The organism is Myxococcus sp. RHSTA-1-4 (assembly GCF_020037125.1).
Taxonomy (GTDB): Bacteria; Myxococcota; Myxococcia; order Myxococcales; family Myxococcaceae; genus Myxococcus.
The window spans coordinates 19,149-32,558 of the sequence record NZ_JAIQDG010000017.1; the positions used below are offsets into that span (position 1 = coordinate 19,149).

General features: G+C 71.5%; 10 protein-coding genes. 8 read left to right on the plus strand and 2 right to left on the minus strand.

Annotation, left to right across the window (positions count from 1 at the left end; translation table 11 throughout):
* Positions 1-30: 30 nt before the first annotated feature.
* From K8638_RS22725 to K8638_RS22740, 4 genes are all read left to right on the plus strand, one after another.
* Positions 31-1,548 carry a von Willebrand factor type A domain-containing protein gene (locus tag K8638_RS22725; RefSeq protein ID WP_223756688.1) on the plus strand — a complete coding sequence of 506 codons (1,518 nt, stop codon included), beginning with the start codon at positions 31-33 and terminating at the stop codon, positions 1,546-1,548.
* A 7-nt stretch (positions 1,549-1,555) separates the two neighbouring features.
* A complete protein-coding gene (locus tag K8638_RS22730; RefSeq protein ID WP_223756689.1) occupies positions 1,556-3,379 on the plus strand; it encodes a HAMP domain-containing sensor histidine kinase in 1,824 nt (607 codons plus the stop codon).
* Entirely contained in the window at positions 3,376-4,077 is a 702-nt protein-coding gene (locus K8638_RS22735) for a response regulator transcription factor (RefSeq protein WP_223756690.1), read from the plus strand. The genes K8638_RS22730 and K8638_RS22735 overlap by 4 nt, the downstream gene beginning before the upstream one ends.
* Positions 4,078-4,171: 94 nt before the next feature.
* Positions 4,172-5,434 carry a serine/threonine-protein kinase gene (locus tag K8638_RS22740; RefSeq protein WP_223756691.1) on the plus strand — a complete coding sequence of 421 codons (1,263 nt, stop codon included), beginning with the start codon at positions 4,172-4,174 and terminating at the stop codon, positions 5,432-5,434.
* Between the two features lie 12 nt (positions 5,435-5,446).
* On the opposite strand, the gene K8638_RS22745 is transcribed toward K8638_RS22740, so the two are convergent.
* Complete coding sequence (locus K8638_RS22745; protein ID WP_223756692.1) at positions 5,447-6,766, minus strand: hypothetical protein; 1,320 nt, start codon at positions 6,764-6,766, stop codon at positions 5,447-5,449.
* Positions 6,767-7,064: 298 nt separating this feature from the next.
* Here K8638_RS22745 and K8638_RS22750 point away from each other — a divergent pair, with 298 nt between their 5' ends.
* Together K8638_RS22750 and K8638_RS22755 are read left to right on the plus strand one after the other, a co-directional pair.
* Complete coding sequence (locus K8638_RS22750) at positions 7,065-8,315, plus strand: type IV pilus twitching motility protein PilT (RefSeq protein ID WP_223756693.1); 1,251 nt, start codon at positions 7,065-7,067, stop codon at positions 8,313-8,315.
* An 86-nt stretch (positions 8,316-8,401) separates the two neighbouring features.
* Complete coding sequence (locus tag K8638_RS22755) at positions 8,402-9,487, plus strand: alpha/beta fold hydrolase (protein ID WP_223756694.1); 1,086 nt, start codon at positions 8,402-8,404, stop codon at positions 9,485-9,487.
* Position 9,488: 1 nt separating this feature from the next.
* Here the strand turns inward: K8638_RS22755 and K8638_RS22760 are convergent, their stop codons facing one another.
* Positions 9,489-10,313 carry a hypothetical protein gene (locus K8638_RS22760; protein WP_223756695.1) on the minus strand — a complete coding sequence of 275 codons (825 nt, stop codon included), beginning with the start codon at positions 10,311-10,313 and terminating at the stop codon, positions 9,489-9,491.
* 206 nt (positions 10,314-10,519) lie between these two features.
* Between K8638_RS22760 and K8638_RS22765 the strand changes: the two genes are divergently transcribed.
* Both K8638_RS22765 and K8638_RS22770 read left to right on the plus strand, forming a co-directional pair.
* Positions 10,520-12,160, plus strand: coding sequence for a DUF1800 domain-containing protein (locus K8638_RS22765; protein ID WP_223756696.1), 1,641 nt, complete (start codon positions 10,520-10,522; stop codon positions 12,158-12,160).
* Positions 12,157-13,404, plus strand: a complete 1,248-nt coding sequence (locus K8638_RS22770) for a DUF1501 domain-containing protein (protein WP_223756697.1) — start codon at positions 12,157-12,159, stop codon at positions 13,402-13,404. The genes K8638_RS22765 and K8638_RS22770 overlap by 4 nt, the downstream gene beginning before the upstream one ends.
* Positions 13,405-13,410: the final 6 nt, after the last annotated feature.

Genomic DNA, 13,410 nt, shown 5'->3' on the forward strand with positions numbered 1-13,410 from the left:
CCACACCCCTCTGTACGCGCTGGCTCCCCGATGAAACCCGCCTTCTTCAGAGCCCTGTGTGGCGCCCTCGTTCTCCTCTGCGCGCCCGCGTGGGCCCAGAACGTCATCCTCATTGGCACGGTCATCAACGGCGCGGACACAAGGCCCCTCGCGGACGTGCGCGTCACCGCGACCTCACCCGCGCTGAAGGCGGAGCAGGTGGCGGTGACGGACCCCCAGGGGAACTACCGCATCCCCGGGCTTCCCCCGGGTGTCTACACGCTCCGCTTCGAGAAGGAGTCCTTCCAGCCCTACACCCGGACGGACTTCCAGCTCAGGCCCGTCCACACCGTTCGCGTGAACGTGAAGCTGCTCCCCGTGGGGTACGTTCCGGGGCCCATGGTCGCGAGGCCACCGAGCATCGATAGGGGAGAGGCTCCCATGTTCCCCTTCCTGAAAGTTCCCGGCACCCAGGACATCGTCGTGGAGCGTCCGGTGAACGCCGAGGGCCAGGCGCGCTCCTTCCAGCCTCTGGCCCCGCTTGCGCCGCCGCTGCACGCCGAGGCGGACGGCATTGCCCGCTACCTGCCCTCCGCCATGCCCTTCGCCGGGTCGAGCGCAGACCGCATGCTGGCTCCGTCCTGGACGCTGCCGCACATGTCCATCCTCCCGGATGGCGCCACCCAGTACTTCTATCGGAGCACGGACAAGTCCCGCGGCCCCCCGGCCAGCAGTTCGGGGAGCGGCGGGGTGAACCCCACCATCGACACGGAGGAGGACCGCTTCTCCATCTTCTTCGTCTCCGTGGACACGAAGCCGTACGCCGTGGCGCGCGACTACCTGGAGCGCGACGTGCTGCCCGACGAGCGGACCGTCTGGGCGGAGGCCTTCATCAACGCCTTCGACTACGGCGACGCGGGGGACACTCACGGCCCCTTCGTCATCGACGTGGAGGGCTTCCCCTCTCCCAGCCGCAAGGGCTACCACGTGGTGCGCATCACCCTGAGGGCGCGCGAGGCGCTCTCGGACGTCAGTGCGCAGGTGGAGTTCGACCGGCAGGCGGTGGCCCGCTACCGGCTGGTGGGCTACGAGCGCGCCATGCCCGCCCCGGAGTCCCTCGACGAGGACGAGGAGCCGGATGCGCCGATGCCCGCGGGGGGCGCCGTCACCGCCATCTACGAGGTGAAGGTGATTGGCCCCGCCATCGCCTTCGGCACGCTGCGCATCCACTACGAGCAGGGCCCTTCGGGGAGCTGGCGGCGGGTGCAGAAGATGCTGCCCTCCAGCCTCCTGCGCTCCTCCTACGCCCGCGCTGAGCCGTCCACGCGGCTGGCGTACGTGACCGCTGCCTTCGCGGAGAAGCTGCGCGGCTCCTTCTGGACGCGCTCGCTCGATTGGGCGCGGCTTCACTCGCTCTGGGAGGACATCGGGGAGCCGCTGCGGAGCCGCGCGGATGTGGTGACGCTGGGCGCGCTCATCCGCAAGGCCCAGGCGCTCGACACGCGCAAGGTCCGCGTCACCCCGGGGACCGCCTCGGACTACGACAACGTCCCGGACTCCACGGACTAGCCGCCCGATGCTCCGCCGGCTGCTGCCCACGCTCATCGCCCTGGTGCTTGGCCTCGCCGGACTCGGCTGGGGCCTGGGCTACCTCCAGCGCATCTTCGCCGCCGAGCGCGATGACGCGCAGGCCTCGCTCGACTCACGGCGCGAGGCGCTGGAGCAGTACGCCCGCGCCTCGCTGGCGCAGTCGCTGCGGGACAGGCTGGAGGCGGCGCGCTCCGCGATGGAGGCCGCGTCGGTGGACCCGCTGGTGCCCGCCACGGGCCTGTACCTGCGCGAGCGTGGCGAGCAGCTCCTGCCGCGCCTGGCGCAGCACGACACCGGAGAGGACTCGCCCGCGAGGGAGCGCTACGCCCGGCTGCGCGCCGGCACGGAGCGGGCGGACGAGGAAGAGGACCCGTGGGCGGAGCGGCTCGCGCTGGTGCGGGCGGTGGACGGCGCGCTGGCGCGAGGGGACCGGCGGGCCTCCACGGTCGCGCTGATGGCGCTGCTCCAGCACCGCGCGCAGTACGTGCTCGCCTCCACGCGCGACGTACCCGGCCTGCTGGTGGTGCTGGAGTCGCTGGCCGAGCGGGGAGACCCGGTGCCGCAGCTCATGCACGCGCTGGTGCGCGAGGGGCTCGCGGACGGAAGGGGCGGGCGATTGGAAGGACTCCAGCGCCTGCTGCTCCTGCGGCGCTCGCGCTTCACCCGCGCGGACTTCACCTTCCTGCGCGAGCGCGTTGCGGCCCTCTCCGCGAGGGTGGGCGCCCCGGTGGAGGACTTCGAGTCGCGCGCCGGCGAGCTGGCCGCCGAGCCGCTGCCCCTGCCGCGGAAGCTCTCCGGCCCCGTGCTGGTGCGCACCGGGTGGTACCTGGAGCCGCGCGGAGGCAGCCAGGTGCGCGGCGTGGCGGTGGACGCCGCGGTGCTGCTGGAGTCGCTCACGCGCGAGATGCGGGAGCGCGGGCTGCTGGAGCCGGACGGGCAGGTGCGGCTGCTGGGCAACGCGGAGGTGCTGCCCATGGACGCGCTGCCCCTGTCGGTGGAGACGCCGGAGTGGGCCCGGGCGCAGGGTGCGCTGGAGCGGCGCTACCGGCTGAAGACGGGCATGGTGGCGCTGTGCGCGGTGCTGGCGCTGGGCATCGCCGCGCTGGCCTTCGTGGCGCAGCACCGCAAGTACCGCTTCCTGGAGCTGAAGAGCGACTTCGTGGCCACCGTGTCGCACGAGCTGCGCACGCCGCTGGCCTCCATCCGCCTGCTGGCGGAGACGCTGGAGTGGCGGCTGGCGGAGGGCACGGACGCGCGGGACTACCCGGCGCGCATCGTCCGCGAGGTGGACGGGCTGGGCTTCCTGGTGGAGAACCTCCTGTCCTTCAACCGCATCGACAAGGGCCGCTGGGTGCCGAAGCTGTCTCCGGTGCGGCTGGACGAGCTGGTGTCCGGGCTGCGCCGTGATTTGGAGGCCTGGTCCAAGGTGCCGGTGGAGCTGGAGGCGGAGGTGGGCGAGCAGACGTACAGCGCGGACGCGCAGCTCCTCCGCCTGCTCCTGTCCAACCTGGCGCGCAACGCCTGTGCGTACAACACGCGCACCCCGGTGCGCCTGCGCATCCAGGCGCTCCCGGACGGCCGCGTGCGCTTCTCCGACAACGGCATCGGCATCCCCCGCGAGCAGTGGGAGACCGCCTTCGAGGAGTTCGTGCGCCTGCCCGGCCAGGGGCGGGATGTTCCCGGAAGCGGCCTGGGACTGGCACTCTGCCGCCGCATCATGCGCCTGCATGGGGGGAGCCTGCGCGTCGCGGACTCCAGCCCCGAGGGCACCACCTTCGAGCTGACCTTTCCTCCCACGGTGACGACATGACCCAAGGCCTTCCCGCCGTCCTCCTCGTCGAGGACGACACCAACCTGCGGCTCGCCCTGCGCGACAACCTGGAGAACCAGGGTGGCTACGCGGTGGAGGAAGCCGCGAGCGTCCGCGAGGCGCGCGAGCACCTGGCGAAGCGCGCGTTCCAGCTCATCCTGCTGGACGTGATGCTGCCGGACGGCGACGGCTACTCGCTGTGCCGCGCGCTGCGGGAGGAGGGCGTGACGACGCCGGTGCTGATGCTCACCGCGCGCACGCTGGAGGACGACGTGGTGCGAGGCTTCGAGGCGGGCGCGCAGGACTACCTGGGCAAGCCGTACCGCCTGCGCGAATTGCTGGCGCGGGTGGGCGCGCTGGTGCGGCGCTCCGGGAATGTGCCCGCGAAGCAGGTGCGCTTCGCCGGCTACAAGCTGGACCTGGACCGGCGCAGGGTGGAGACGCCCGACGGGGCCATGGTGGAGCTGACGCGCACCGAGTTCGACCTGCTGGCCTTCCTGGTGCGCGAGCGCGAGCGCGTGCTGCGCCGGGACGACATCCTGGACGCGGTGTGGGGCAGGGATGTCGTCGTGGACCCGCACACGGTGGACAACTTCGTCTCCAGCCTGAAGAAGAAGCTCGGCTGGAACAGTGCGTCACGCTTCGCCATACAGACGGTGCGCGGCGTGGGCTACCGGATGGAAATCGAGGCCCCCTGAAAACCCCTGTCCCTTCGCGAGCTTCCACTCGGCACTACCCGGGAGGGAGGGGGACTTGAGCGAGCCGTGGGGGTGCCTGTTATTCAGGGGGCCCATGTCGGACACCCTTCGCTACGCCCCTGAAGCCCTGGACGCCACGGTCCTCTCCCAGAACCCCCGGAGCGGGCCCGCGTCCGTGCCCGCCGCCACCACGCGCCGCAACACGGTGCTGCCGCGGGTGGAGTGGCACGGCGAGCGGGTGGACCTCCTCCCGTCCCAGCGCGAGCGCTTCGAGGAGATGCGTCCCCTGGGACAGGGCGGCATGGGCGAGGTGGTGCTGCTGAAGGACAACGACATCGAGCGCCTCGTCGCGCTCAAGCGGCTGCCGGAAAACGCCGACCTGGACCGGGTGCTGCGCTTCGTGGAGGAGATTCGCACCGTCGGGCAGCTGGACCACCCGAACATCGTCCCCGTGCACGACGTGGGCGTGGACGAGCGCGGCCGGTACTTCTTCGTGATGAAGCACCTGCAAGGCGAGACGCTGGAGTCCCTCATCTCCAAGCTGCGGCAGGGGGACCGTGACACCCACGAGCGCTTCAACTTCCGGGCGCGGGTGCAAATCTGCCTCGGGGTGCTCAACGCCGTCGCGTACGCGCACCGCAAGGGCTTCATCCACCGTGACCTGAAGCCCGCCAACATCATGGTGGGGCCCTTCGGCGAGGTGACGGTGATGGACTGGGGCCTGGCCCGGCAGGTGCGGACCCCGGTGCAGCAGACTCCGGACAGCCAGGGCGTCGCGATGCGGATGCGGCCCGTGGTGGAGGACGTGCCGAGGGTGGGCCTGCGTGACGCGGCCTCGCTGCGCACGCAGGTGGGGTCCGTCATCGGCACGCCCATGTACATGTCCCCGGAGCAGGCGCGCGGGGAGCAGGACAAGCTGGACGCGCGCAGCGACGTGTACAGCCTCTCCGTGGTGTTCCACGAGCTGCTCTTCCTCCATCACTACCTGGAGGGACGCGAGTCGCTCGAGCGGATTCTCGAGGGCGTGGAGAAGGTGACGCCCTCGGTGGAGGCGCTCCGCTCGAGCCCGCATCAGTCGCCCGTGCCCGCGGAGCTGTCGTGGTTCGTCGCGAAGGGCATGCGCAAGGACCCGGCGCGGCGCTACCCGTCGGTGGAGGAGATGACGGCGCAGCTCCAGCTCCTGCAGGAGGGCCGCATCTCCGTGCAGTGCCAGCGCACGCTGCTCAAGCGCGGCCTGCACGAGGTGCTGCGCTTCGTGGACCGGCACCCGGTGGCCGTCATCGTCGGGAGCACGCTGGGCACGGCCCTGGTGGTGGGCTCGGTGGCCTACACGCTCATGTCCCTGCTGGGCGGCTGAGCCCCGCGCTCTTCACTGCGCGGGCGTGTCCGCGTGCCAGCGCTCCATGTGCCTCGCGTGGGTGGGCAGGTACGCGCCGGGCTGGAAGTGCGTGTCGTAGAAGTCCGGGTCCAGGTGCTGGGCCTGGAGGTAGGTGAGGCAGAAGACGCTCGGGACGGTGCCGGGGAACTTGCCGAACCTGTGGAAGATGTACTGCGCCTGGGTGGCCACGCACTCGCGGAACTCCGGGTCGTGCACCTTCGCGGCGCCGCGCACGCGGGGGCTCTCCTTCCAGGCACCGGGCGTGCCGGCGTGGAAGGGGCCTCCCTTGCCGAACTTGCGCTCGCACAGCGCGTCCACCGCCGCGCGCATGTTCGGGTAGTGAGGTGGGCAGAAGGCCTCGAAGACGCCGGGAAGGCCGGTGGGGTTGGGCAGCGCCCAGCGCGGGTGGGTGTCGTAGCGGAAGCGCAGGCCCGGAGCGCGCGGGTCCCCGGTGGCGCCGAGGATGGTGTGCCGGTCGATACCGTCGTACATCCACCCGCCCAGTCCCATGGCCTGCAGCATCAGCACGCCCGCGTAGCAGCTACAGGCCAGCTCGGCCGTGGCCTCGGTGAGCGCGTACTGCTCGACGAAGGAGAGCGGCAGGGGCGCGTCCTCGTTGACCAGGTGGCGGAAGCGCTTCATGCCGGGCACGGGCTCGTCGTTCAGGTCGTTGGTGATGCAGTAGCCGTTCTGCGTGAGGAAGCAGAGGATGGCGAGCAGGTGCTGCGCCAGGTCCGCCACGGGGATGACGAGCGTGGAGCCGGGGAGGTTGGCGCACCACGTGTTGTGGCCCTCCACGAAGGGCTCCTCGCGGGGGAACTGGAGGCGGGCCGAGTCGAGCTTGCGGATGCGGCCGCGGTGGGCCTCCAGCAGCGCCTCCAGGTCGAAGGAGCCGTCCGCGTCCTTCTCCGCGAGGGCGGGCGCGTCCCGGGTGGCGAAGAGGTAGACGCCGTTGTCGTCGGTGAAGAACAGCTCGCTGGTGTGGAAGCCCGCGGCGGACGGAAAGGTGCGCCCGCCCGCCGCGCCCGCGTAGTTGGGAAAGTGGGGCGCGTAGTGCGCGTTGCGGTTGATGGCGTAGTGCCAGCCCGTGTTCCCACCGGCGGCCAGCAGGACGAGCATCTGCTCCAGCTCGTCCAGGGGCATCGGCTGATGCCTCGAGGTGTACGCCAGCGGACCGTCGGGAATGGACGCGCCCAGGGTGAAGCGGCGCGCGCGGCGTCCGAGCAGGGCCTGGAGCAGCGGGAAGGAGAGGACGTCCTGGAACCCCGCGGGCATGGGCGTGCGGGTGGAGCCGGGCGCACCGGTGGGCACCTCGGGGCGTCCGGAAGAAGTCCGTCCGGGCGCGGGTGTGGAGCGCGCCGTGTGGCGAGCCTGCTCGCGAGCGCGCCCGCGCCGGCCAGGCGAGCGGCGGAGCGCCCGGGAAGCGCCCTGCCGCAATCGTTGGAAGAGCTTCAGCGCCATGGGGACAATCTGTCGCACCGGTCCGCGCCGCGACGACAATCCGGCACGGGAACGCTCCCCTCCCAGGCACCACCTCCCGCGCGGTACCCGTGACGTCTGCTCCGGCACGTACGTTGCTTCGCAGCCAGCGGGTCGGAAAGGAGCGAGCATGGAACTGGGAGCCATCATCCGCCGGGCCCGGGAGCAGGGGGCCAGCGACATCCACCTGGAGGGCGGCATGCCCATGGCCCTGCGGGTGCGAGGGAGCCTGCGGCTGGCCGGCGAGCCGCTGTCACCCGCGGCGCTGACCGCGCTGGCGCGCGACGTGGTGGGCGAGGACGACTGGCCCGGGTTCCTGGAGCGCTGCTCGCATGACGTGGCGCGCACGCTGGACGGGCAGCGCATCCGCATCAACGTGTTGCGGAGCGCGCGGGGCGTGGGCTTCGCGATTCGCCTCCTGGCCACCGCGCAGGCCACGCTGAAGCGGCTGAACCTGCACCCCGACCTGCGAAGGCTCGTCGAGCCCACGCATGGGCTCGTCCTCGTCAGCGGCCCCACGGGCTCGGGGAAGACTTCGACGCTGGCGGCGCTGCTCCAGGAGCTGAACATCTCGGAGGCGCGGCACATCATCACGGTGGAGAGCCCCATCGAGTACGCGCTGGTGCCCCGGCAGTCCTTCATCCGCCAGCGCGAGGTGGGGCGGGACACGCCGTCCTTCGAGCAGGCGCTCATCGACGCGATGCGGGAGGACCCGGACGTGCTGATGGTGGGCGAGATGCGCGAGCCGTCGGTGATGCGGCTGACGATGAACGCGGCGGAGACGGGACACCTGGTGCTCGCCACGGTGCACTCGGCCAGCGCGGGGGAGGCGCTGGCCCGGGTGGTGTCGGCCTTCCCGCCGGAGATGCAGCCGGCGGTGTGCGCGCAGCTCGCGGACTGCCTCGTGGGTGTGGTGTGCCAGCGGCTTCGCTACCGGCCGGAGGTGGGCCTGCGCGTGCCCGAGTGCGAGGTGCTCATGGGCAGCACGCCCGTGAAGAGCATCGTGAGGCAGGGGCACTTCTACAAGATTCCGTCGGCCATCGAGACGGGCGCCGCGGACGGCTGCTGGTCCTTCCCGCGCTACGCGGAGTGGCTGAACCGGAAGACGGACTGGACGCAGCCCTCGACGCCGCCCGAGGAAGCCCCGGCCGCGCCCTTCCCGGAGGCCGCTCCCGAGCCGCGCGTCGTGCCCGCCGCCCGGCCCCGGCCCGTCCCCGTCACGCGGCTGCCGCCCGCGCCGGCGAAGTCCCGGCGGGGCCCGGCGCCCGCGAAGCCCGGTGGGAAGCAGCCCGCGGAGGAGGGCGTCTTCGTCATCCAGGGAGAGCAGGACGACCTGGTGTCCATCATCCGCGAGCTGGAGGAGGGCGGCCCCTCGGAGTGAGGCGCGCCACGTGCCACCTGAACGAGAAGGCTTCCGCTCGGGCCGGTGCTGGTCGATTCTTGGGGGCAGCCCACCGGAGCCACTGGATGACGACCCCGAACCTGCTTCCCCGAATCGAGTCCCTGAAGGTCCCCACCTCCCGTCTCCGCGTACAGCACCTGCTGGCGAGCGGCGCACCGGACGGAGTGCCGGTGGTGTTCATCCACGGCAACGTCTCGTCCAGCCGCTTCTATGAGGAGACGCTGGCCGCGATGCCTCAGTCCTTCCGGTGCCTCGCGCCGGACCTGCGGGGCTTCGGGGAGACGGAGCGCGCGCCCATCGACGCGACGCGCGGCGTGGGGGACTTCGCCGACGACGTGCTCGCGCTGCTGGACGCTTCGGACCTCCGGCTCGCGGGGAAGAAGGTGCACCTGGTGGGCTGGTCCGCGGGCGCGGGGGTGGTGCTGCGCTTCGCCATGGAGCACCCGGAGCGGGTGGCCTCGCTGGTGCTCCTCGCGCCCATCTCTCCCGCGGGCTACGGCGGCACGAAGGGTGATGCCTCGGTGGCTCCGTGCTGGCCGGACCACGCGGGCTCGGGAGGCGGTACGGTGAACCCGGAGTTCATCAAGCGCCTCCTCGCGAAGGACGCGTCCGATGAGAACGACGCCTCGCCGCGCACCGTGATGAACAGGTACTACTTCAAGCCGCCCTTCCGCCTGGAGCGCTCGCGCGAGGACCTGCTGGTGGCGGAGATGCTGAAGATGGCGGTGGGGGAGGACTTCTACCCGGGCGACCGCGAGCCCTCGGCGAACTGGCCGGGCGTGGCGCCCGGGCGCCGGGGCATGAACAACGCCATCTCGGGGAAGTACTGCGACCTGAGGCGCTTCCCCGAGATTCCCACGCGGCCGCCCGTGCTTTGGATTCGCGGCGCGGATGACCAGATTGTCTCGGACACGTCGCTGTTCGACTTCGGCTTCCTGGGGAAGCTGGGCGCGGTGCCGGGCTGGCCCGGGGACGCGGTGTATCCGCCGCAGCCCATGGTGAGCCAGATGCGGGCCATGCTCGACGAGTACCGGAGCCGGGGCGGCAACGCGCGCGAGGAGGTGCTACCGGGTGTGGGGCACTCGCCGCACCTGGAGGCGCCGGAGACCTTCCGCGAACTGCTCCTGAAGTTCCTCGAGGCCGCGCGCTGAGTCAGGGCGGGTTGGGGTACATCTGTTGATGCGCCACGATGTCCCGCTGGGATTCCTCCTCGAGCTCCTCCGCGGCCTTGGGCCTGGAGGTGCGCAGGTCCTCGACCATCGCCGCGATGATGGCGTTGTACTCGCGGCAGGACCCTTGCCCGTAGTGGTAGTGCTGCCAGGCCCCGTTGTTGACGCCGTCCGTGCTGGTCCGGGCCCACGCCTTCTTGAAGTCGTTCCCCTTCAATGAGCCGCTCGCCACCCGCTTCAGGATGTCGTGGTAGTACAGCGCATGGACGGCGAGCTCGTGCACGATGGTCTGCACGTTGACCGCGAACTTCCTGAAGTTGTGCTTCTTGTTCAGGGAGATGCGGACGATGAAGAGTGAGCCCTTGTTGATTTCCTTCCAGTGGACATTCTCGTCCGTCTCGAGGTTCCCCAGGGAGGCGTCGTCATTGTTGATGACGAGCAACTCGGTGAGGCCGAAGTCATTCGGGCCCTCGTAGGTGCCCGTGAAGCTCAGGCAGAGGTTGGACTTGCCCTCGGTCGCATCGGCGAGGAAGAGCTTCATCTGCCGGCTGGACGCGTCGCTCTTCATCATGAAGTCCAGGGCGTACGTCAGGGCCGCCTTGAACTGCTGATGGTCCTTCAGGTCGTTGAGGTTGATTCCCGGAGGGAAGTCGTCCTGCACCATCGGCTGGAGGGTGCGCTCGGCCGGGTGGCGCGGGGCCTCGTGCCGGGCGGGCTTGCGCCTTGCGCGGGCCGGCTCGGACAGGAACTCATGTGCGGTGAGCTTCGAGGGCCCCAGGGATTTCAGGGCCTGCATCCTCAGCGTCATGGGGTGTTCTCCTCGTGTCTGGCGTGCTCGGCGCGGAGCACGGCTCACGGGAAGCGGAGGGGGCCCGCGTCGCGCACGTCCGGCCTGAAGACGCTCCAGGTCCGCGGGCTGTGAAGCCGCTTCGCCTCCCGGGAGAGGAGCGGCCTCCCGTCATTCACCCGTGAGGGATGTAACTTCCGGTCTCCTCCGGGGTTCCACCCACTGCCATGCGTCTCCTGTCCTTCTGGCCCCTGGTGGCCGTCCTGCTCTCGTGTGCGAGCGGCCCGCACCCGGCGCCCACCTCCGCCCCGCCTGCCTACGACGAGGCGCGCGCGGTGCACGCGCTTCAGCGGCTGGCCTTCGGGCCCTCGGCGCGGGACCTGGCCGAGGTGCGGCGCTTGGGCGTGGAGGGGTGGGTGGAAGCGCAGCTCGCCCGCTCGGGTTCGGCGCTGCCGCCGGAGCTGGAGGTGAAGCTCCAGGCGCTGCCCACCCTGACGATGTCGATGGCGGAGCTGGCGCGCGACTATCCGGCGAAGAAGCAGCGCGAGCAGGCCCTGCTGGATGGGCGCGAGCTGATGCGCCCCGCGCTCATCGGCCTGGAGCAGTCCGCCGCCAAGGTGCTGCGCGCGGTGGAGAGTCCGCACCCGCTCGAAGAGGTGCTGGTGGACTTCTGGTTCAACCACTTCAACGTCTCCGCGGAGAAGGGCGCGGTGCGGTGGATGGTGACGTCCTACGAGCGTGACGCCATCCGTCCGCATGTCTTCGGCCGCTTCCGCGACCTGCTCGGAGCGACGGCGCGGCACCCGGCGATGCTCTTCTACCTGGACAACTGGCGGAGCACGCGGGACGGCATGCCACGGCCCATGCGCCGCGCACCACGAGGCGACGCGCCCGGTGAGGCAGGCGCCGAAGTGGAGTCCTCCACCCTGGAGCCGTGGGACGACGAGGACGACGAGCCGAAGCCCGGCCTCAACGAGAACTACGCGCGCGAGCTACTGGAGCTGCACACGCTGGGTGTGGACGGCGGCTACACGCAGCAGGACGTGCGCGAGGTGGCGCGTGGCTTCACCGGTTGGAGCATCCGCCGGCCGCGACGGGAGCCCGAGTTCTTCTTCCGGCGCCGGGCGCATGACCCGGACGAGAAGGTGGTCCTCGGACACCGCATTCCGGCGGGAGGAGGAATGGCGGATGGGGAGCGGGTGCTGGACCTGCTGGCGCGCCATCCGGCCACCGCGCGTCACCTCGCGACGAAGCTGGCGCGCCGGTTCGTCTCGGACTCGCCGCCACCGGCGCTGGTGGAGCGGGTGGCGAAGGCGTTCCTCGACTCGGACGGAGACCTGCGCACGGTGTACCGCGCGCTCTTCCAGTCGCCGGAGTTCTGGGCGGCCGAGGTGCGCGGGGTGAAGGTGAAGACGCCCTTCGAGTTCGTGGTGTCGGCGCTGCGGGCCACCGGAGCGGAGGTGACGGTGCGCCCGCGGCTGGTGCAGGCCCTGGCGAAGATGGGCGAGCCGCTCTACCGCGCGCCCGCGCCCACCGGCTTCCCGGAGGTCTCGGCGCCCTGGGTGAACAGTGGCGCGCTGGTGGCCCGGCTCAACTTCAGCCTGGAGCTGGTGTCCGGGCGCCTGCCCGGGACGCGCGTGTCACTGGAGTCGCTGGCCAGGCCCGCGGCTCCATCAGCGGAGGGCTGGGTGGATGCGCTCGGGCAGGTGCTGCTGGGCGCGCCGCCGTCGCCGGAGACGCGGGCCACCATCCTCGCCGCGCTGTCGAAGCGGGCCGAGGCCGCCAGCGCCGAGGGCGAGCCGGGCCCCGTGGACGTTCCCCTCATCGCCGGGCTGCTGCTCGGCTCGCCGGAGTTCCAGAAGCAATGAGCGCGCCTCTCTCCCGTCGCCTCCTGCTGCGCGCCCTGGGCCTGTCGGGCGCGGGCCTCTTCCTCGCGCCCGGCTTCCTGGGCCGTGCGCTGGCCGCCAGTCCCGTCTCTCCGGCACGCCGTGCGCTCGTGACGGTCTTCCTGCGTGGTGGAGTGGATGGCCTGTCCCTGGTTCCCCCCGTGGAGGACGCGGCCTACCACCGCGCACGCCCCTCGCTGGCGCTGAAGCCACCGGGAAGTGGCCCCGGCGCCGCGCTGAAGCTGGATGGACCCTTCGGTCTGCACCCGCGCCTGGAGCCACTGATGCCGCTGTGGCGCGAGGGCAGGCTGGCGGTCCTCCACGGAGTGGGGCTGCCGTCCCCCGTGCGCTCGCACTTCGACGCGCAGGACTTCGTGGAATCGGGCACGCCGGGACGCAAGGCCACGCCGGACGGGTGGCTCAACCGAGCGCTGGAGGACGAGGAAGGCGGTGCCGCGCTGCGAGCCGTGGCGCTGCAGCCCACGCTTCCCCGAGCGCTGTTTGGTAGCGCGGGAGCACTGGCCATGGGCCGGCTGGAGGAGTTCCGCCTCCGGGGTGGGCGCCGGGGAGCCGAAGCCGCCAGCGGCTTCAGCGCGCTCTACGCGGGAGCCGTGGACGAGGCGCTACGCACGACAGGGCAGGGCGCCTTCGAGGCACTGTCCCAACTGGACGAGCAGCGCCTGTCCCGGCTGCCGGCCGAGTCGACGGTGGAGTACCCGAAGGGCCCCCTGGGGCAGCGGCTCCGAGACATCGCGAGGCTGCTCGAGGGAGACGTGGGGTTGGAGGTCGCGGCCACGGAGATGGGAGGCTGGGACACGCACGCGGCGCAGGGCGCGGAGACGGGCGTCTTCGCCAACCGGTGCCGCGAATTGGCCGGGGCGCTCTCGGCCTTCGCCGCGGACCTGGGGCCCCGGCTGGAGCAGGTGACGGTGGTGGTGCTCACGGAGTTCGGCCGCACGGTGCGGGAGAACGGCAGCCGGGGCACGGACCACGGTGTGGGCAGCGCCATGCTGCTCCTGGGCGGAGGTGTGCGGGGCGGGAAGGTCCACGGCCACTTCAAGCCCCTGGAGCCCGAGCACCTGCAGGACGGGCGCGACGTGCCGTCGTGGACGGACGTGCGCGCCCCGCTGGTGGAGGCCCTGCGTGCCTGCCGCCCCGGCGTGGACGTGGCGAAGGTGTTCCCCGGCTTCACCCCGCCCGCGCCGCTGGGGCTGTTTTCGGTGTAGCCCGCC